Origin of the sequence: Wolbachia endosymbiont of Rhagoletis cerasi (genome assembly GCF_018454475.1) — a bacterium.
In the GTDB taxonomy this organism is placed as follows: Bacteria; Pseudomonadota; Alphaproteobacteria; order Rickettsiales; family Anaplasmataceae; genus Wolbachia; species Wolbachia pipientis.
In genome coordinates, this window is sequence record NZ_JADCNC010000009.1 from 296,215 (window position 1) to 315,265 (window position 19,051).

At 35.0% G+C, this 19,051-nt stretch carries 21 protein-coding genes and 1 tRNA gene; 13 read left to right on the forward strand and 9 right to left on the reverse strand.

Annotated features, from left to right (window positions below; translation table 11 throughout):
- Window positions 1-98 precede the first annotated feature (98 nt).
- From pheS to INQ25_RS06875, 3 genes are all read left to right on the forward strand, one after another.
- A complete protein-coding gene (gene pheS / locus INQ25_RS03865; protein ID WP_213863098.1) occupies window positions 99-1,142 on the forward strand; it encodes a phenylalanine--tRNA ligase subunit alpha in 1,044 nt (347 codons plus the stop codon).
- Window positions 1,143-2,435, forward strand: coding sequence for a bifunctional UDP-N-acetylglucosamine diphosphorylase/glucosamine-1-phosphate N-acetyltransferase GlmU (glmU, locus tag INQ25_RS03870; RefSeq protein WP_213863099.1), 1,293 nt, complete (start codon window positions 1,143-1,145; stop codon window positions 2,433-2,435).
- Window positions 2,436-2,992: 557 nt separating this feature from the next.
- A complete protein-coding gene (locus INQ25_RS06875) occupies window positions 2,993-3,118 on the forward strand; it encodes a hypothetical protein (protein WP_281410244.1) in 126 nt (41 codons plus the stop codon).
- Here the strand turns inward: INQ25_RS06875 and INQ25_RS06880 are convergent.
- Complete coding sequence (locus INQ25_RS06880; protein WP_213863100.1) at window positions 3,078-3,335, reverse strand: hypothetical protein; 258 nt, start codon at window positions 3,333-3,335, stop codon at window positions 3,078-3,080. The genes INQ25_RS06875 and INQ25_RS06880 overlap by 41 nt on opposite strands.
- Window positions 3,336-3,554: 219 nt before the next feature.
- On the opposite strand from INQ25_RS06880, the gene rplU reads away from it, so the two are divergent.
- The 8 genes from rplU to ruvC all read left to right on the forward strand — a co-directional run bounded on the left by rplU (window position 3,555) and on the right by ruvC (window position 8,331).
- A complete protein-coding gene (gene rplU, locus INQ25_RS03880; protein WP_182366585.1) occupies window positions 3,555-3,857 on the forward strand; it encodes a 50S ribosomal protein L21 in 303 nt (100 codons plus the stop codon).
- Between the two features lie 10 nt (window positions 3,858-3,867).
- Window positions 3,868-4,137, forward strand: coding sequence for a 50S ribosomal protein L27 (rpmA, locus tag INQ25_RS03885; RefSeq protein WP_006279564.1), 270 nt, complete (start codon window positions 3,868-3,870; stop codon window positions 4,135-4,137).
- A 9-nt stretch (window positions 4,138-4,146) separates the two neighbouring features.
- A tRNA-Ile gene (locus INQ25_RS03890) sits at window positions 4,147-4,223 on the forward strand.
- A 57-nt stretch (window positions 4,224-4,280) separates the two neighbouring features.
- Window positions 4,281-5,453, forward strand: a complete 1,173-nt coding sequence (metK, locus tag INQ25_RS03895; protein ID WP_213863101.1) for a methionine adenosyltransferase — start codon at window positions 4,281-4,283, stop codon at window positions 5,451-5,453.
- A 126-nt stretch (window positions 5,454-5,579) separates the two neighbouring features.
- A complete protein-coding gene (locus INQ25_RS03900; RefSeq protein WP_038249063.1) occupies window positions 5,580-6,263 on the forward strand; it encodes a TenA family protein in 684 nt (227 codons plus the stop codon).
- Between the two features lie 44 nt (window positions 6,264-6,307).
- Window positions 6,308-6,967, forward strand: a complete 660-nt coding sequence (locus tag INQ25_RS03905; protein ID WP_010962391.1) for a TenA family protein — start codon at window positions 6,308-6,310, stop codon at window positions 6,965-6,967.
- Between the two features lie 47 nt (window positions 6,968-7,014).
- Window positions 7,015-7,842 carry a cytochrome c oxidase subunit 3 gene (locus INQ25_RS03910; RefSeq protein WP_213863102.1) on the forward strand — a complete coding sequence of 276 codons (828 nt, stop codon included), beginning with the start codon at window positions 7,015-7,017 and terminating at the stop codon, window positions 7,840-7,842.
- The gene (ruvC, locus tag INQ25_RS03915; RefSeq protein ID WP_015588791.1) at window positions 7,843-8,331 is read left to right on the forward strand and encodes a crossover junction endodeoxyribonuclease RuvC; all 489 of its coding nucleotides are present in this window, start codon (window positions 7,843-7,845) and stop codon (window positions 8,329-8,331) included.
- 44 nt (window positions 8,332-8,375) lie between these two features.
- Here ruvC and ruvX read toward each other — a convergent pair whose 3' ends face one another.
- Both ruvX and INQ25_RS03925 read right to left on the reverse strand, forming a co-directional pair.
- Window positions 8,376-8,843: a Holliday junction resolvase RuvX gene (gene ruvX / locus INQ25_RS03920; protein ID WP_213863103.1), complete on the reverse strand. Its 468-nt coding sequence runs from the start codon at window positions 8,841-8,843 to the stop codon at window positions 8,376-8,378.
- Between the two features lie 295 nt (window positions 8,844-9,138).
- Window positions 9,139-9,324, reverse strand: coding sequence for a hypothetical protein (locus INQ25_RS03925; protein ID WP_138264918.1), 186 nt, complete (start codon window positions 9,322-9,324; stop codon window positions 9,139-9,141).
- A 694-nt stretch (window positions 9,325-10,018) separates the two neighbouring features.
- On the opposite strand from INQ25_RS03925, the gene gatB reads away from it, so the two are divergent.
- The gene (gatB, locus tag INQ25_RS03930) at window positions 10,019-11,443 is read left to right on the forward strand and encodes an Asp-tRNA(Asn)/Glu-tRNA(Gln) amidotransferase subunit GatB (RefSeq protein ID WP_213863104.1); all 1,425 of its coding nucleotides are present in this window, start codon (window positions 10,019-10,021) and stop codon (window positions 11,441-11,443) included.
- A 132-nt stretch (window positions 11,444-11,575) separates the two neighbouring features.
- The gene (locus INQ25_RS03935; RefSeq protein WP_213863105.1) at window positions 11,576-14,452 is read left to right on the forward strand and encodes an ankyrin repeat domain-containing protein; all 2,877 of its coding nucleotides are present in this window, start codon (window positions 11,576-11,578) and stop codon (window positions 14,450-14,452) included.
- 91 nt (window positions 14,453-14,543) lie between these two features.
- On the opposite strand, the gene INQ25_RS03940 is transcribed toward INQ25_RS03935, so the two are convergent.
- The 6 genes from INQ25_RS03940 to INQ25_RS03965 all read right to left on the reverse strand — a co-directional run bounded on the left by INQ25_RS03940 (window position 14,544) and on the right by INQ25_RS03965 (window position 18,975).
- Entirely contained in the window at window positions 14,544-14,963 is a 420-nt protein-coding gene (locus INQ25_RS03940) for a YqaA family protein (RefSeq protein ID WP_077188498.1), read from the reverse strand.
- Window positions 14,964-14,969: 6 nt separating this feature from the next.
- Window positions 14,970-16,343 carry a cysteine--tRNA ligase gene (gene cysS / locus INQ25_RS03945; RefSeq protein WP_213863106.1) on the reverse strand — a complete coding sequence of 458 codons (1,374 nt, stop codon included), beginning with the start codon at window positions 16,341-16,343 and terminating at the stop codon, window positions 14,970-14,972.
- Window positions 16,336-16,992 carry an exopolysaccharide biosynthesis protein gene (locus tag INQ25_RS03950; protein WP_213863107.1) on the reverse strand — a complete coding sequence of 219 codons (657 nt, stop codon included), beginning with the start codon at window positions 16,990-16,992 and terminating at the stop codon, window positions 16,336-16,338. Before INQ25_RS03950 ends, cysS begins: the two co-directional genes overlap by 8 nt.
- Before the next feature lie 90 nt (window positions 16,993-17,082).
- Entirely contained in the window at window positions 17,083-17,739 is a 657-nt protein-coding gene (locus INQ25_RS03955; RefSeq protein ID WP_010962397.1) for an exopolysaccharide biosynthesis protein, read from the reverse strand.
- A gap of 166 nt (window positions 17,740-17,905) precedes the next feature.
- Window positions 17,906-18,073, reverse strand: a complete 168-nt coding sequence (gene tatA / locus INQ25_RS03960) for a twin-arginine translocase TatA (RefSeq protein ID WP_006013840.1) — start codon at window positions 18,071-18,073, stop codon at window positions 17,906-17,908.
- A 128-nt stretch (window positions 18,074-18,201) separates the two neighbouring features.
- Complete coding sequence (locus tag INQ25_RS03965; RefSeq protein ID WP_006280146.1) at window positions 18,202-18,975, reverse strand: ABC transporter ATP-binding protein; 774 nt, start codon at window positions 18,973-18,975, stop codon at window positions 18,202-18,204.
- Window positions 18,976-19,051: the final 76 nt, after the last annotated feature.

Genomic DNA, 19,051 nt, shown 5'->3' on the forward strand with positions numbered 1-19,051 from the left:
TCAGTCAATAAATTAATAATCAGAATAGGGCAATTTTTCGGATTGTTGATGATATTTAAAATTTCACTATAATGAAAGTTTAAGCCAGCGTTTTTAAGATGAATAAAGAGTTATTAGATGACATACTTTCACTTGAAGATAAAGCAGTTTCCGAAATTGAGAATGCTTCTTTTTTGCAAGATTTAGAAAAAGTTAGACTATTATATTTGGGAAAAAAGGGTGTAGTTAGAGCGTATTTTGATAACTTAAAAAAGATAGAAAATGCAGAGAAAAAGCGTGATTTAGGCGCAGTTATTAACGCTTTACGTGATAAGATAGATCATCTTATCATGAATAGGGAAAATGTGCTAAAAACAGAAGAAGTTAACTTTAAATTGCAGAACGAGGCAGTTGATATTACGTTGCCTGTTAGACCAGAAAAAATGGGCAAGGTCCATCCACTCAGTAAGGTTATAAATGAAGTAAAGCTTATTTTTGCACATATGGGTTTTAAAGCAGTTGATGGCCCTGATATTGAAGATGAATTTCATGTATTTGATGCACTGAATACTCCAAGTCATCATCCTGCGCGAGAGGAGCAAGATACCTTCTACTTAAAGAATAAAATAAACGATAAAAGAATGGTACTGCGCACTCACACTTCATCTGTACAGATTAGAACCATGGAAAAAACAAAAAAATTCCCAATTAAAATAGTAGCCCCTGGTAGGGTATACAGAAATGACTTTGATGCAACTCATACTCCTATGTTTCACCAGATAGAAGGGTTATATGTCGATGAAAACGTCAATATGGGCCAGTTAAAATTTACTATTCATCACTTCCTTAATAAGTTTTTTGGAGATAAAGGGCTGAAGATACGTTTTCGTAATAGTTTTTTTCCTTTTACTGAACCCTCTGCGGAAGTGGACATAAGTTATAAAGGTAGTAAATGGATAGAAGTGCTTGGATGTGGTATGGTGCATCCAAATGTCTTTCAAAATGTTGGAATAGACCATACTAAATACAACGGTTTTGCGTTTGGCATTGGTATAGAAAGGCTTGCGATGCTAAAATATCAAATCAGCGACCTAAGAAGCTTTTACGATAACAAAATCAGTTGGCTTGATCATTATGGTTTTCATTTTTCATCTTTAAGATAAGTGATAAATAAAGCTCATACTTTTATCATACTTGCTGCCGGGCATGGCAGGCGGATGAATTCAGATTTGCCTAAGGTTCTGCACGAAATAGGCAATTTTTCCATGCTTCAGCATGTCATTTACAATGCAAAACAGTTAAATCCTGAAAATATTGCTGTTGTAGTTGATCAGCCTTTAATTGAAAGACTAAAGTGCTTTGAGGATATACAGTTAATTACACAAGAATCAACACTCGGCACGGGAGATGCAGTCAAAACTGCGATGAGAAACCTGAAAGAATTGCCAGATTCGAACATAGTTGTTGTGCAGTATGGAGATACTCCGCTCATAAAAAGCAGCACAATAACTAAAATGGTTAGTTATTTAGAAGGCAAGACTCTAGTTTGCCTAGGTTTTAGGGCAAGCAATAAAGAATATGGTAGGTTAATCATTGAGAATGGTTCCTTAAGAGAAATCGTAGAAGCAAAGAGTGATAAAAATAATCATGAAGAGTTTCTTGCCAATGCTGGAATAATGGTTGCATGTGCAAAGAATTTACGTGAATTGGTGGAGAAAATAGAGTGCAATAGCTCAACTCATGAATATTACTTGACCGATATAGTTTCCATTGCAGTGAAGAGTAATTTAAATGTCGGTTACGTTATTACGGGTGGAGAAGAAGCAACGGGAATAAATAACAGAAATGACCTTATAAAAGCTGAATTTTACTTTCAAGAAAATAAAAGAAAAATTTTTACCGACGCCGGAGTAACGCTTGTTGCGCCGGAAACTGTTTTCTTTTCTCTTGATACGCAAATTGCCAGAGATTCAGTTATTTACCCATATGTTTTTTTCGGCCCTGGAGTACAAATAGAGTCTAGTGCAAGAATACTGTCATTTTCGCATTTGGAGAACTGCTTAATTAAAGGTGGTGCTGAGGTCGGTCCATTTACCAGAATACGCGGAAACACAACAATTGGTAATAAGGCAAAAATAGGAAATTTTGTGGAAGTGAAAACAAGTGAAGTTGGTCAAAACACTAGAATAAAACACTTAAGTTATATAGGAAATGCTAAAGTAGGGCAGGAGAGTAATATAGGAGCAGGCACTATTGTTTGTAATTATGATGGGAAAAATAAACATGAAACGAATATAGGGAGCAATTGCTTTGTTGGCGCCAATAGCTCACTAATTGCGCCGCTTAATATTCATGATGAATCTGTAATTGCAGCAGGTAGTGTTATAGTTGAGGATGTACCAGAAAAAAGCCTTGCAATAGCAAGAGAAAAGCAAGTAACTAAGAGAATAAAGTAGTCTAATTTAATTATGTTGTTGTGTCATTTTTAATATTAGACTTCTTGCATAACCATATAACAAACTTTTATTGGGAATAGAAACAAAAAAACTTCCTTGACAAACTCCGCCAGCCCCCTTATCATAACAGTGAAGCTATTGTATTTGCTTTCGCCAATCTGCAGATTAAAAGGTAAGGATTACTTAATGTATCGGCGTCTTATGTTCAATTTTTTGCAGTATATAGATACTGTATGTCTTTACAAAACTTCATCTACATCTAGATTTTTATCTAAATAAGCTGAACGCGCTTATAAAGCGTTACAAGACATCAAAAAATGCCAATACTCGACAGAGATAGTAAAAGACTAGCTAACTCGGGGATTCTTTGTCTTTTTTTCTACTTGGTAAATTTCTTAAACATTTGCAGCGTAGGTTAGTTGCAATTAAAAGCAGCTGAATTTCGCTTGTCAAGCGTTTAAAACATAAAAAACGCCAATATTTTAAAGCGGACAATAACCACGGGGCTTCTTTTGCCTTTTTTTTCGCTTGGTAAATTTCTTAATATTTATAGCAACATGAATTGGGCAGGAAGGTGTCATTCCAGTGCTCCTTTTTTTGTCACCCGAGCCCCTATGATGTCATTCCAGTGCCTCTATGATGTCATTCCAGTGCTTGACACTGGGATCCAGTTTTCCATATAATCTCATCGAAAATATTGTAACCACTTTCTATGCTAGTTTGCTTGCTCACAAGCAAACTTTCCTGGATCCCAGTGTCTGGGCACTGGGATGACAGAAGAAGGAGGCGCTGCCGTCTTGGATGAAAAGGCTGGATTCCAGTGTCAGCTACTTTCATGACATCATCATAAGGTAAACCAGTGTCAGCTACTCGGATGACAGGAGAAGGGGCTACTTGCATGACGGTGTCGGTAAACTTAGAGCTATAATAACTATTTGCCTTTTTTCTGCTTAGGTTATGCAAGAAGTCTACTGTCTGAGAAAAGGTAGATAAAAGATGAAAACAGATAGAAGTATTTAAGTAGCTCAAAAAGAACGTTAAGTCGTGCTTTTTATTTATATTGACAGTATATATGACATCGTTTACGATTAAAGTTAATAACAATAATTTATATTTATCATGTTTGCAGTAATTGAGACTGGTGGAAAGCAATATTTAGTAAAAGAAGGCAGTATAATAAAGGTAGAGAAGTTAGAAGCTGAAGAAAAAAAAGAGGTGGAAATCAATAAGGTGATTTGTATTTCAAATAATGGCTTATCTTATTCATCTAATGCTACTGTTAAAGCTGAAGTATTGGAGCAGTGTAGAGGAGAAAAAATTATAATCTTTAAGAAGAAAAGAAGAAAAAATTACCGTAGGAAAACTGGTCATAGGCAGTATATAACTGTTCTTCGTATCAATGAAATTAATCTTCAAAAGTAAGAGGTAAAATATGGCAACTAAAAAATCAGGTGGTAGTTCCTGTAATGGTAGAGATTCAGCAGGTCGTAGGTTAGGAATAAAGAAGAATGGGAAGGTTATTCCTGGTAACATAATTGTGCGCCAAAGAGGCACAAAATTCCATCCTGGAAAGAATGTTGGTATAGGTAAAGATCATACGATTTTTGCTAAAATAGAAGGCTGGGTCAGCTTTAGAAGGTCAGCAAATAAAAAGACTTTTATTGATATCGTGCCTACAGATAATATGAAAGCTTCAGCTTGAATAAATCATGGGTCTGTAGCTCAGGTGGTTAGAGCGCACGCCTGATAAGCGTGAGGTCGGAGGTTCAACTCTTCCCAGACCCACCATTTAGTAGTTACTAACTGTGTTTTCTATAGCGGTTTTGATATTGTATAAGCAAAAACATGAGTTTATATAAAAATTTAGTAACCAGTGAATCAGTGGCGGCTGGTCATCCAGATAAAGTAGCAGATCAAATTTCAGATGCAATACTTGATGAGTACCTTTTTACTGATCCTTTTGCGCGAGCTGCAATAGAGACTTTAGTCACCAAAGATAACGTTATTATAGCTGGGGAAGTGTTTGGGCCTAACATCAAAAATAGCAGGATTGAAAGTATTGTACGGAATACAATAAAAGATATTGGTTACAAGCACGATGGGTTCCACTGGAGAAAAGTGAAAGTAAATATATTGCTGCATGAGCAATCAAATGACATTGCAATAGGGTTGGATCAAGGTGCTGGAGATCAGGGCATAATGTATGGCTATGCAACAACAGAGACAGAAAACCTTATGCCGGCACCCATTTTTTATGCACACTCGACTCTGAAAAATATCATGAGCGCAGTTAAAGAAGCAAAACTTGGTCCAGATGCAAAGTCACAAATCACTTTGGCATATGAGAATAACCTCCCGGTACGTGCTGAAAGTATTATTGTCTCAATACAGCACCCTGAGGATTTGGATCAATCAAAAGTAAAAGAAATAATTTACCCTTACATAGTTTCATCTTTACCTGAAGGATGGATGTGTCCTGAGGAAAATCTCTTAGTCAATCCAACTGGTAGATTTGTTATTGGTGGACCGGTTAGTGATTGTGGATTAACCGGACGAAAAATTATGGTTGATACTTATGGAGGTTATATTCCACACGGTGGAGGAGCGTTTTCCGGAAAAGATGCAACCAAAGTTGATAGATCTGCGGCTTATATGGCAAGATATCTTGCTAAAAATATTGTCTTTGCAGGTTTGGCTGAACGTTGTCTTGTGCAGCTTTCTTATGCAATTGGTGTATCAAAACCTACTTCATTCTATATTGATACATTTGGTGCGAATAAGGTAGAGGAAAGAGTAATTAAAAAGTTTATCGAGAATAATATAGATTTATCAACAAAAGGCATAATCAAGCATTTATCGCTTAATCATCCTATATATAAACGTACAGCCTGTTATGGACATTTTGGTAAACAGTCGGAAAGGGACGGTGGATTTTCTTGGGAAAACATGGACTTATCTGCTGATCTTTGTAGAGAATTCAATATAGAAGGTAATAGTAAAATTTCTTTAGATTGCTAAAATTTTTGATTTACAGCCCCATATTTATATACTAGCTTATTGTTAAAGCATAGCACGCTTTTTCATAATAATTATACCACATTAGTAATAATTTTTATATTCAATTTTTATTGTGAGGCTTATAAAGTGTATAACGAAATAGAAGGAGAACTGTACAACGTAATTGTAAAAGAGTTTTCTGATCTTATTGATAAAATAAAAGAACACCCTTTTAATGTTGAATTGATAAATAATACATTAGATTATGAAAAATTCAAATTCTACCTTCAGCAGGATTTTCTGTATTGTATAGATTGCGCTCGTGCTTTTTTAATTGTTGCAGCTAGAGTTGATGATATTGAAATGATGAGTAGTTTAATCAATTTGGCACAAGGAGCATTTTATGTTCGAGAACAGTATAAAAAATATTTTGAAGATTGTGATCTATCTGATGATCACAAAAAGTCAAGAGCTTGTTCTGCCTTTACTGACTTTTTCATGAGTGCCGCATATCACAATTCTGTTAATGAAGCTTTAGTAGCATCTTATTCTTGCTTTAACATATACCAAATCGTTATACGCCATATGGTAAATGAGATAACAACTAAAGGGGTTAAAAATAACAAATACAAAGAGTGGATCAACATTTATAGTAGCGAAACAGTAAATGCTGTAATTGATGAGGTTACTGATATTACAAATAAGCTATATAAAAAAGCTAGTGACTGTGAAAAAAAGAGGATGTATGAGTTTTTTAAGAAAGGGCTGGAATTAGAAATAATGTTTTGGGATGAGGCATATTACTCTAATATATCTAGCAAAGAATATTAGCAGCGGATTATTTACGTTAACTTGATCTTTTATCGGTAACTACAGTGTTCAGTGGCATAATTAGGAGCTGTTACGGGTCAAATCTTTTAAAGGATATAATTGAGCATCCTTTTAATGTTGAGTTAGCGAATAACACCCTAAATATAGAGAACTTCAAATTCTATGCTCAACAAAAGACGTTGTTCTTAGGTGATTATATTCGTACCACCTTAATTACTGCATCCAAAATGGAAGATTATAGTAGTATTATCTCGCTTGCTGAAGTAGCCCAAAGAGTAGTGACTGTTAATAGAATGCTATATGACTACTACTTTACTATGTACGGTATAAGTCGCGAAAAGAAATCTCTTGAGTGTTTTAATTTCACTAATTTTCTTTTATCCATCTCGCATAGTAATACCTATGAGGCTATGACGGTTTTGTATTCTTGCATGTTTATATACGAGACTGTCGTTGATAGCATGAAAAATAGATTCAAGAAAAATAATAGATATAGGGATTGGTTTAATTTTTGTTACAGTGATTCAGTAAAGTCTGGATGCATTATTTTGGAAAATATTGTTGATGGATATTGCAGCAGAGCAAGAGAAAACGAAAAGAGCAGAATGCTTGAGTTGTTTAGAATAACTGCACAATTTGTGTTAGATTTTTTGAACGGTGCATATAATTTTTCAAGATTCAATCAATTTCCTAAGGAACATTGACAATTTTAAGCTAATTTGTATCCTTAATAAGTATTTTTTAAAATGCTATGAAAAGTAAAGAACATGATTTTCATTTAGTGGATCCAAGCCCTTGGCCAATTGCTGTATCAGCAGCAATTCTTATTCTTGCACTTGGATTAGTTGGCGCGCTTCATAAACAAATTGTCGGAATGTTTTGTTTAGTTTTGGGAATCTCCGCAGTATCAGGGGTGCTGTTTTATTGGTGGAGAGATGTAATAAGGGAGGCCATTTATGACAAATGTCACACTGCCATTGTAAAACATGGACTCAAATTTGCAATGTACTTATTTATTCTCTCGGAGGTCGTATTTTTTATAGTGTTCTTTTGTTCATTCTTTAAAGCCTGGCTTGATCCAGTTTTTTTATTTGAGGCGTTTTCTCCTGCAAAAAAAGTTGAATGGCCCCCTGAGGGAATTTTGCCGCCTGATCCGTGGTCACTACCATTCATGAATACGTTAATATTATTGCTTTCTGGTACAACAATTACTTGGGCAAATCACTCTTTACTCGAAAACGATAAAAAGAGCATGATTAAAATGCTGTCCATAACTATATTGCTTGGGGTTTTTTTTATAATAGTGCAAGCAATAGAGTATCATGAAGCGAGTTTTTCTCTACAAGAAACAGGAGAAAAGCTTATTTATACATCCAATTTTTATATGATTACCGGTTTTCACTGCGCACACGTTATAATAGGAATAATATTTTTATCAGTGTGTTTATTTAGAGCACGGAAAGGCCAATTTACACTTCAGGACCATTTGTGCTTTGAGTTTGCCTCCTGGTATTGGCACTTTGTAGATGTAGTCTGGATATTTTTATTTTTGTTTGTCTATTGGTTAAGCGTTTATTAAGTGGTTAAAATAATAGGTCTAGATCCAGGAATAAGCAAGACTGGGTGGGCCATTATCAGCCTGAACGAAAAAAATAATATTGAATTTTTGGGCGGCGGTACCATATCAACTGATGGTAAATTGGGTACAGGTGAACGCCTACATACAATTTTTGAACAATTAAAGAAAGTAATTTCCCTATACTCTCCGAATGAAGCTGCGGTGGAGAAAATTTTTGTTAATAAAAATCCTAAATCTTCACTAACTTTAGGATATGCAAGAGGGGTTGTAATTTTAGCGTTAAAAATAACAAAGCTAACTATGAATGAATATGATGCAAACTATGTAAAAAAAAGCATTACCGGAAATGGCCATGCTGATAAGGATCAGATGATATTTATGGTGAAGCAAATAGTTAAAAATTTGAGTATAAAATGCCACCATGCTGCTGACGCTCTTGCTGTAGCAATTTGTCATGCTTATACGAAAGGTTCTTGTTTTGTTGAGTAACTTTTATATGGGATTCAGTTTGAAGATTTCCAGATCTGGAAAAACTATTTGATTGTATTTATCTTGTCTAACGTTCGTTGCAAAATAATACATGCGGAGATTTTATCATCTATTTTTTTCGATTTTGTGATTGATATTCCAGTAATTTTTAGTGTATGAGTTGCGATAGATGTTGAGAAGCTTTCGTCTTGTAAGTATATATTTACTTTATATTTTTTTATTATTTTATTTGCGAATTGGATTATAGTTTTACACCATTTAGTTTCTTGCTCGTCCATTTTTAATGGTAGTCCTATTACCATTGATCCAGATTCATTTTCTTTGAATATTCTATGCAGATAACCTAAATCTTTGCTCATATTTTTCCTGTAATATATACTATGAGCTGTGGCTATAAGCTGTGTTTTATCACTGAATGCTATGCCTATTTGCTTTTCTCCCATGTCAAGGCACATTATGCGCTTATCTTTTGGAATAGACTTTAGAAACTCATCTGGATTTCTATGTAGCATCTATTAGACTTCCTTTAAAGTGACCTTACCAAAAAAGTGGAGAGAAAGTTAAGAAAATTTTTTACAAAAAGAATAATGAATCAAATTGCTCAGGAATGCAATAGACTTCTTGCATAACCCAAACTAAGTAGAAAAAAGGTATCATCTAAGTAGCTGACACTGGTTTCCATCCAAAAGGGCAGTGCCCCTATGATGTCATTCCAGTGCTTGACACTGGAATCCAGACTTTAATTGTTATACTTGTAAATAAGTCTGGAACGTTCATCTCAAAATGTAGTATTTTTGTTGAAATAGCTCAACTGGATTCCAGCGTCACGCGCTGGAATGACACCTTTGTGTTTGCATAGCTGTACGAACATTGTGATTTGAGAGCAATCTCCACAAGGGAGGATGTCATTCCAGTGCCCAGACACTGGAATCCAGGAAAAAGAATGGTGTCATCCAAGTAGCTGACACTGGGATCCAGAAGACTTAATTTCAACCAAATAATAAAGGCTGGATCCCAGTGCTTGGCACTGGAATGACAGCAATCCTACGTCATACCGCGATTCATTCGCGGTATCTCGGCCGCTAACAAGTAGCGGGATGACGGTTATCGTTTAGCTACAAACATTAAGAAATTTACCAAACGAAAAAAAAGGCAAAAGAAGCCCCGTGGTTGGCTAATTACTTACATTATACTTTCAAGTATGGCGTTTTTTTATTCTAAACACTTAATAACCGCGATTCAGTTGCTTTTAAACCGCAACTAATCTAAATTATAAACGTTAAGAAATTTACTAAACAGAAAAAAAGGCAAAAGAAACCCTAGGGTAGCTAGTTATTCACTATCCATTTTTTAAGTTGGCGTTTTTTTATGTTTTAAACGCTTTATAAGCGCGTTTCAGCTTATGTAGGTAGAAGTTTTATAAAGACATAAGGTGCACATAGTGCAAAAAATTAAACATGAGACGCCAGATACGTGAGTTTTTTTGTCATTTAATCTGTACAGAGAAGATAAATAAATAGCTTCAATTTTATGATAAGAGGGCTGGCGAAGCTTGTCAAGTAATCTTTTGCATTTAACCCGTTTCTATGGGTAAAACAATCTGCATACCACTTAGCTAACATGAGTTTTGTTTTGACTTTTTGTGCTAATTTTGCAGAATATTAAGATTATCATTTAAATAAAATACATGACGAAAGAGGATTGGGAAGCGGTAATTGGGCTTGAGGTGCATGCTCAAGTTTCTTCTAATACGAAGCTATTTTCTAGCTCATCAACGGAATTTGGTGCTGAGCATAACACTCAAGTTTCTCTAGTTGATGCGGCAATGCCAGGTACGCTGCCAATACTAAATTATTACTGCATAGAGCAAGCAATACGCACTGGTCTTGCACTTTCTGCAGAAATTAATAAGTATTCTTACTTTGATCGGAAAAATTATTTTTATCCTGATTTACCGCAAGGTTACCAGATAACTCAGTTTTTTGAGCCAATAGTTAAAAACGGTAGAGTATTTATCAACGACAATGAAAAAGAAATAAGAATTGCGAGAATTCATTTAGAGCAAGATGCAGGAAAGAGCGTTCATGAGGAAAGCAAAACTTATGTAGATTTAAATCGTGCAGGGGTTGCTTTAATGGAAATTGTTTCAGAACCAGATCTCCGTTCATCTGCGGAAGCTGCAGAATGCATGAAAAAATTGAGGCAGATTTTGCGTTACATTGGTTCGTGTGATGGTGATATGGAAAAGGGATCACTTCGTTGTGATGCAAATGTTTCTGTCCGCCTAAAAGGCAGTAGCGCACTTGGCACTCGTTGTGAGATAAAAAATCTGAACTCGATACGTTATATTGTGCAAGCTATAGACTATGAAATACAAAGACAAATTGAAATTTTAGAAAGTGGGGAAGAAATAAGTCAAGATACCTTATTGTTTGATGTTGCTTCGGGAAAAACAAAAGTGATGCGAAACAAAGAAGATGCAAGCGACTATAGATACTTCCCTGAGCCTGATTTATTACCTGTTGAGGTAAGCCAGGATAAAATCGATTCTATTAAATCATCTTTGCCTGAGTTGCCAGATCAAAAAAAGCTGCGATACATTGAGGAATTGGGTATCAACGAATACGATGCAAACGTCATTACTTCCGATAAGGCGATTGCTGATTACTTTGAGGAATTGATAAAAAAACATGATTCAAAGCTCGCGGTCACCTGGTTAACTGTAGAGCTTTTCGGTCGTTTAAATAAAGCAAATATTGATATTGTGAGCTCCCCAATCAAAGCAAATGCTTTGTCCGAACTCTTAGATTTTATCGTTGATGGAACAATCTCTGCTAAACTTGGCAAGCAGGTATTCGATAGTATGTTTGAAACTGGCAAACCTGCATCTCTCATCATAGAAGAGCAGGACCTAAAGCAAATAACCGATAGAGGTCAAATATCGGAAATTATCGACACAATCATCAATAGCAACCAAGATAAAGTTCAAGAATACAAAAGCGGTAAAACAAGATTATACGGATTCTTTGTCGGCGAAGTTATGAAACTTACCAAAGGAAAAGCCAGCCCTGATGTGGTGAATTCAATTTTGAGTAAGAGATTAAGTAATTAGTCACATTTTTTTATTTACATAACAGCACATCTCGTAGATATTCTCAGATTTACGCTACGATATCTGTATATCATGACATATAACTTTTTTACCATTTGTTGGTACTATTTTTAAAATTATGTGAGGTTGAGGATGCCTGAAACTTATCCTACTGGAGGGGCGAAAAACTTTATTCATGGTATTGACTATCAAAAATTGTGGCTAATGCTGTTTTTTAGACGTGCAGTGAATAGAAAGTACTTTTTCCGCTTAGCCACGGAAATGAGTTCAGCTGCAGGTTTTGACGATATTGTTTTCCGGTATGAGCAAAATGGGACAACAGTATGTATGCTTATACAAGTTAAACATAAACAAGATGGCAGCAAGAAGATCTGTGTAGGCGACTTATTGACAAAAAGTGGTGAACTTAACTTAGTAAAACATTTTGCTGCCTTTTTAGAAATTCAAGGTAATGAAGAATTCAAGGATAAAATAAAGGATTTTTTTATTGTTATAAATGTTGATTTTGACTATGAAAGTCTAGCAAGCAAGGGAATTACAGTCGAAAAAATAGAAACACAGGATGAGTTTCTGAATATAGGCGATAGTGCAAAATATAAGCTTAGAGACTTACGTAATAATATTGCTCAATACTTAAAGCAAAGGATGAGTGCTGAAGATAGGGAAGTAAGCGATGAAGAAATAAAAGGCTTTTTAAATGAGCTAGTGTTTGTAGTGAATTTGCCTAGTGATGTTGAGCTAGAAAAGTTAATCAGAAATGAGATAAATGATGACTTGGCCAGAAGGTTCAAATACTTTGGTGATAATGACTCCGTTCTCAATGCCCTTTCCACAATGATATCAAATTGGATGAAGGATAAAAGAGGGCGTTTTCTCACACCAGAAGAAGGAAAAGAATTTTTCCAAAAAGTGGAGCTATGGGCCAGCACTCTATGTGGGATAGAACGAGGGGTAAAGAAAGGGAATAAAGGAATTGATAAAATAGCAAAACAACAGCGTAAGGATAGTAAAACACTGAATGAAATACATGCAGCTGTAACAGCGCAAAATAACAAGCAGAGGCCCCATAAGAAACCTTATGGTCCTCGTGACAAAAAATCGAAAGCGAGAGAAGAAGGAGATATAGAAGAATTAGATGAATTTGATGAAATAGAAGCTTTAGAATTTGTTAAAAGGGCTTTGAATATAGAAAACAATTTACAGAATAAGGAAATAAAAAAGCTGGCACAGGAACTACAATATTCCCAATTGGCTTTAAAACTAGCGGTTACATATATTAGTGAAGAAAATATTGTATTTAGTCATAGGGGTAGAAAAAGGATTAGAGTTGGTGGCTATCTGAAAAAGTGTGAAAAGATAGCAGAGAAGCTACTTGACTTTAAGTCCGAATATAAAAGTGATCGTTATGCTAAGGCAACTTTCATAACTTGGAAAATTACAATTGATGCTATAGTGCAAAAAAAATTTGGGCCGGAAGCATTGAGCATTCTCGAGATAATGGCCTATTTTTCTCCTAATGAGATTTATATAGAAGAAATCTTTTCACAGCAAGTAGCTAATGATAAAGAAGCGTTGTGGAATGCTGTTGAGTTACTTAATCGATATTCAATGATTAAATTAAGGAAAGGAGTAGTAAATATTTACAGACTAGTGCAAAAGGTGACTAGATTAAAATTACAAGAGAAAGGCCGAGAAGAAGAGGTCTTAAGGAAAGCTCTAGAATTGATAAACAGTTATGATGTATTAATAGATAATTCTATTGTTGCATCTGTTTGGGGATATGTGAGTAAGTATGGTGAGTTAATTGACGAATTTTACTTTAATCCTATTTATGGTAGATGGAAATATACGCCGTTGCATTCACTTGCCGAAAGTGGCAGTTATGAGGCAGTTAGGTGCGTATTAACACATATGGAAGAAAAACACCCAGATAAATTTAATTGTGTTGTTAATGCTAGGGATGGATCTGACAGCACTCCATTGTGTTCAGCTGTTGAGAGTGGAGGATTGGACATAGTGCAATATTTTATCAATAAGGGTGCAGACGTCAATGCTAAGAGCAGATATGGTATCACTCCGTTACATCAGGCTGTTTATGATGGAAGGGTTGATATAGTAGAATACCTTATAGGCAAAGGGGCGGACATTAACGCTAAAGATGAAAGTGGCTTCACTGCGTTACACTGGGCTACTATGATGTATAGGGTTGACGTGGCTAAGGTACTATTAAAACATAATGCAGATGTTAATGCTAAGGATAAAGATGGCGATACTTCGCTACATCTTGCTACTAAGATGGGTAGGGTTGCCGTAGCTAAGGTACTATTAGAACATAATGTAGATGTTAATGTTAAGAACGAACAAAATAGAATTTCGCTGCACTATGTTGCTAGAAGTGGAAGTATAGAAACGATAGAATGCCTCATTGAAAAAGGTGCCGATGTTAACGCTAAAGATGAAAATGGCAACACTCCGCTACACTTTGCTGCTATTATGGGAAATTTTGACACGGCTAGAGTGCTACTAAAACACAATGCAGATGTTGATACTAAGAATAATAGGGGAATGACAGCATTGCATTATGCCACTGATTTTGATCACCAAGAACTTGTGGAGTTACTTTCAGCTCGTGATACAAATTCTATTGACGATGGGATGTGTATGGTTGCTTTAGCTAAGACACTATTGAAACACACCACAAATGTTAGTGTTAAGAACGAATGCAATAAAACTCCACTGCACCATGCTGCTAAAATTGGAAGTGAAAAATTAACAAAATACTTCATTAAAGAAGGGGATGATGTTAACGCTAAAGATGAAAATGGCAACACTCCGCTACACTTTGCTGCTATTATGGGAAATTTTGACACGGCTAGAGTGCTACTAAAACGCAAAGCAGATGTTAATGCTAAGAATAATAGGGGAATGACAGCATTACATTATGCCACTGATTTTGATCATAGGGATCTTGTGGAATGGCTTTTAGCTCATGGTGCATCCATCCTGTGACTACTGAAATTTTGCATTTAATTTATAGCTCCGCTTCTATCAGGGCATAGGATGACAGAAGTGGGCTTTAATGGCTGTAGTACTATAGCTGTTATACTCCAAAAGTAAGTATTAGATATAATAAATAGAAGAAATTAGATAGAATGATTAAAGGGGCAAGGATATAAAGGTTTAACTTAAAATAACCTGATAAAATTTGAATCACACTTCCAAGTGCTGGCACCCATGAAAGTAATGCAACTGCACAAATCAGTAGATTTCTTACGATTTTTGGTGTTTTATGCTCGTTCTCTAGTTTGTGGTATGATTTTCGTATAGAGATTGTTATTCTACCTAAGTACCAGTTAACTATTCCACCAAGGCTTGATCCTAGTACTCCAAAAAATAACATAAGTAGTGGAGTGTGATACGACCTGAAATAAAGCATGGTATTGAACACAAAACCTTGATGTATGGGTAAGACTAATGATGATACTAGACTATCTGTGAATAACAGAAAGTAATTTTCCATATGAGTTTACCAGGTTGTTGTACCATCTTCATTGTCAGAAATTGTAATCCCCATTTGTTTCAACTGATTTCTTATTTTGTCTGCAGTATCGTAATTTTTATTTTTTTTTGCAATTTTTCTTAAGTCTATCAACCTTTCTATTTCTTGATGATTTACATCCACAGCAAACCACTTTTCATAACTTGACTCAAGAAGACCAATAAATCTGGCACTTTTAACAAAACTCTCAGTTAATTTAAGCTTCTCATTTTCATTACTCGTTTTATTAATTTTTGTAGCCATTTCATGTAATATAGCTAGAGCTTCAGGAATGTTTAAGTCGTTTTTTAAAGCGTCTATAAAATCTTTAGAAATCTCTGCGTTACTTTCATCAATATTCGTTATATCTAAACCACGTAATAACCGATAAAATTTGTTTAAGGTTTCCTGTGCATCAGAAATAACGTTTTCTGTCCAATCAAGTGGTTTTCTGTAGTGAGTTTTGAGCAGTGCATAGCGTATTACTTCACCCTTTATTCCACTATCTAGCAAATCTCTTACTTTGACTATATTAAATAAGGACTTGCTCATTTTTTCTTCATTTACTGTAAGAAAGCCGTTATGTATCCAGTATTTTGCAAACATTGATCCAGCAAATGCAGACTTACTCTGTGCAATTTCATTTTCATGGTGAGGAAATTGTAAATCTATGCCGCCACCATGAATATCAAAATCTTTGCCAAGGTAAGCATATGACATTGCTGAGCATTCTATATGCCATCCAGGCCTGCCCTCTCCCCATGGGCTATCCCAATAACTTGAAAGTTTGTAGTCAATATCACTTGCAGGCTTCCACAGCACAAAATCTCCCGGGTGCTTTTTATTTTCATTAACTTCAACTCTGCTACCTGGAACCAATTCATCAGTTTTTTTTCCTGATAAAGCACCATATTCATGGTAAGATTCTATATTAAAATACACGTGTTTGTCAGATTCATAAGCGTGGCCCGATTGCAGCAAATGTTCAATTAATTCTATAATATAATTTATGTTTTTCGTTGCTTTTGGCTCGTGTGTTGGCTCTGCACAATTTATGCTTCTCATATCTTCATGAAAAGCCTTGGTGTAATATGTGCTGATACTTTCTATGTTGCTATTTTTTTCACTTGCTGCATTAATTATCTTATCATCAATGTCGGTTATGTTACGCACATAGGTAACTTTGCCATAACAAAACTTAAGTAGCTGAAATAACACATCATACACAACAACAGACCGTGCATTGCCTATATGTGCTGTGTCATATACTGTTGGTCCGCAAACATACATTTTCACATGATCTTTATCGATTGGTGTAAAAAGTTCCTTTTTTTTTGTTAAGGTATTGTAAAGCCTAACCATATACGAAGCTTTTGAGAAAAGAAAATGCTCCAATGATAAGTTGTGGCCCTTTGACTACTACAACAAGAGTAAGCAATAGCCCACACAATGATATTAAAACTCCCAATATGGATAGAAACCCATCTTTACTCATAATACCAAGTGAAATAAGAGTCGTACCAATTGCAGGAATAAAGTTAGTAAGAGGTAGTGGAAGAGCTATTGATAACGCACAAAGCAGCATTATAAAAGCTAAAATTTTTTCACCGGGCCCATAGAAAATAAAAGACATTCTTGGTCTCATGAACTTTTCTATTTTTTTTAATGCTGGAGAAGTTTTTTCCACCACAAGAGCTAGTGTTGAACGCTGAAAAGATCTTCTTTCTAGCCAACTGGGCATCCAAGGAGAATCAAATCCAAATAAAAGCTGCAGTGAGAATAAGATTAAAGGTATAGAAAGAATAGTTGTATAACCAGGTGGAACCGGTATAGGCACCGATAGCGGCAAGGAGAAGATGATTATTAAAATACCGAAACCGCGCTCATGCAAAGCTGTTTTAATGTCAAACAAAGTTACTTTGTCGCTATGATTGTTATTGGTGTCTGCAACCTCTTTTAGAATATCAGAAGCTAATTTATCACTTTTAGTCAACTTATCATTTTTTGACACGAAAAACCTTTGATAAAAATAATTCTTAACACAATTATTGTTTTATTTCAATATGCATTATTCATTTTGCGCTAGTAATTCGTTCTTTTGTTAAAGTGTTGTAAAGCTTTTAAGAAGAGAAAGTGCTCCGGTTATAAGTTGTGGTCCTTTGACTATTACAACAAGAGTAAGCAACAACGCGCACAATGATACTAAAACTCCCAATATGGATAGAAACCCGTCTTTACTCATAATGCTAAGTGAAATAAGAGTTGTGCCAATTGCAGGAAGGAAGTGAGTAAAAGGTAATGGAAGAGCTATTATTATTGCACAAAGCAACATCATAAAAGCCAGAATCTTCTCACCAGGCCCATAGAAAATGAAAGACAGTCTTGGCTTCATGAATTTTTCTATTTTTTCTAATACAGGGGAAGTTTTCTCTACCACAAGAGCTAGTGTTGAACGCTGAAAAGATCTTCTTTCTAGCCAACTGGGCATCCAAGGAGAATCAAATCCAAATAGAAGCTGCAGTGAGAATAAGATTAAAGGTATAGAAAGAATAGTTGTATAACCAGGTGGAACCGGTATAGGCACCGATAGCGGCAAGGAGAAGATGATTATTAAAATACCAAAACCGCGCTCATGCAAAGCTGTTTTAATGTCAAACAAAGTTACTTTATTGCTATCATTGTTATTGGTATCTGCAACCTCTTTTAGAATATCAGAAGCTAGTTTTTTATCTTTAGTTAGTTTCTCACTTTTTTGCACAATTATCCTTTAATAAAATATTCCTCTTAAGCTAACATAGTTGTTGCTGTATTTCAATATTTGTTATTTATTTCATACCAACACTTCATCTCTTTCATTCTTTAACCTGACTAAGTTTTTAAACAGATGACATGCACTAAGGTGCATGTCACGAAGTATGAGGACGCTAACGATCTGGTTCATTAGACGATAATTTTTCTGAGTCCTTAAGCTCCTGTTTAAGGTTTTTGATGCCTTTTCCTAAATCACCCATAACTTGCGGTAATCTGCCTGCACCAAACAGAACTAAAATTATTATTAAGACTAGAAACAATTGCCATGGTCCTAAACTCATTTTCACCTCCATTTAAAATATTGACCTTTAAATATTAAAACTTGACTGAAGTCAAGTAACACATAGATTATATCACCTTTATTTAATTATAAATCAAGGTTTTTTAATTATTTTATAACAATCCCAAACTAGATTATTTTCTTGCAGCGAATAAGTGGAAACTTTTCGCTTAACTGTAGAGTAGAAGAGAGCTCACTAAAAAACTTTGCTAGCGTATCATCTTTAGGCTTATGGTATATATCGCTAGAAACTCCTGATTGAATAATTTTACCATTTTTCATTACGTAGATAAAATCTGCAACTTTCAATGCTTCTTGCGGGTCATGAGTTACCATTAGCACAGGGATATTTTTACTTCTAAAAAGGGACAATATATGTTGTCTTATTCGGCACTTGAGCAGTATATCTAAATTAGAAAATGGTTCATCTAACAACACAACATCAGGGTTTTGTGCCATCACTCTTGCTATTGCAACTAATTGTTGCTGTCCTCCAGATAAGGCGTTAGGGTACATATTTTCATATTTTTCTATATTGAGTAACTTCAAGATTTCCAATGCAATTAGGTGCTTTTCTCTCTTGGAAGAGCTGCGGATAGCAAAGGTTATATTTTCTACTACTGTTTTATGAGGAAATAATGCAGAATGCTGAAAAATCAATCCGATATTTCTATGCTCTATAGCGACTGATGCCTTATTACTTGCAACTAACCTATCATTTATAAAAATAGTTCCAGATTTTGGATTTTCTATCCCCGCAATTAATTTCAAAATTGTTGACTTGCCACAGCCAGAATGCCCCAATAAACATGCAACATTTCCTTTCTTTACTTTAATGTTTATATTGCTTAAAGCAAAGTCGTTTTGATTGTTATAGAAATAACCAATATTGTTAACTAGCATTAATCTTACTTAAACCATGTTATTAAATATAATAGCATTATACTCAAGAAGTACAGAAATGTTTTTTGTCGTCATA

What these genes read in the sequence shown, in the direction of transcription:
- pheS (WP_213863098.1), top strand. Translation starts at nt 99, where the DNA reads ATGAATAAAGAGTTATTAGATGACATACTTTCACTTGAAGATAAAGCA.
- INQ25_RS06875 (WP_281410244.1), top strand. Translation starts at nt 2,993, where the DNA reads ATGAATTGGGCAGGAAGGTGTCATTCCAGTGCTCCTTTTTTTGTCACC.
- INQ25_RS06880 (WP_213863100.1), bottom strand. Translation starts at nt 3,335, where the DNA reads ATGCAAGTAGCCCCTTCTCCTGTCATCCGAGTAGCTGACACTGGTTTA.
- rplU (WP_182366585.1), top strand. Translation starts at nt 3,555, where the DNA reads ATGTTTGCAGTAATTGAGACTGGTGGAAAGCAATATTTAGTAAAAGAA.
- rpmA (WP_006279564.1), top strand. Translation starts at nt 3,868, where the DNA reads ATGGCAACTAAAAAATCAGGTGGTAGTTCCTGTAATGGTAGAGATTCA.
- metK (WP_213863101.1), top strand. Translation starts at nt 4,281, where the DNA reads ATGAGTTTATATAAAAATTTAGTAACCAGTGAATCAGTGGCGGCTGGT.
- INQ25_RS03910 (WP_213863102.1), top strand. Translation starts at nt 7,015, where the DNA reads ATGAAAAGTAAAGAACATGATTTTCATTTAGTGGATCCAAGCCCTTGG.
- ruvX (WP_213863103.1), bottom strand. Translation starts at nt 8,843, where the DNA reads ATGCTACATAGAAATCCAGATGAGTTTCTAAAGTCTATTCCAAAAGAT.
- gatB (WP_213863104.1), top strand. Translation starts at nt 10,019, where the DNA reads ATGACGAAAGAGGATTGGGAAGCGGTAATTGGGCTTGAGGTGCATGCT.
- INQ25_RS03935 (WP_213863105.1), top strand. Translation starts at nt 11,576, where the DNA reads ATGCCTGAAACTTATCCTACTGGAGGGGCGAAAAACTTTATTCATGGT.
- INQ25_RS03940 (WP_077188498.1), bottom strand. Translation starts at nt 14,963, where the DNA reads ATGGAAAATTACTTTCTGTTATTCACAGATAGTCTAGTATCATCATTA.
- cysS (WP_213863106.1), bottom strand. Translation starts at nt 16,343, where the DNA reads ATGGTTAGGCTTTACAATACCTTAACAAAAAAAAAGGAACTTTTTACA.
- tatA (WP_006013840.1), bottom strand. Translation starts at nt 18,073, where the DNA reads ATGAGTTTAGGACCATGGCAATTGTTTCTAGTCTTAATAATAATTTTA.
- INQ25_RS03965 (WP_006280146.1), bottom strand. Translation starts at nt 18,975, where the DNA reads ATGCTAGTTAACAATATTGGTTATTTCTATAACAATCAAAACGACTTT.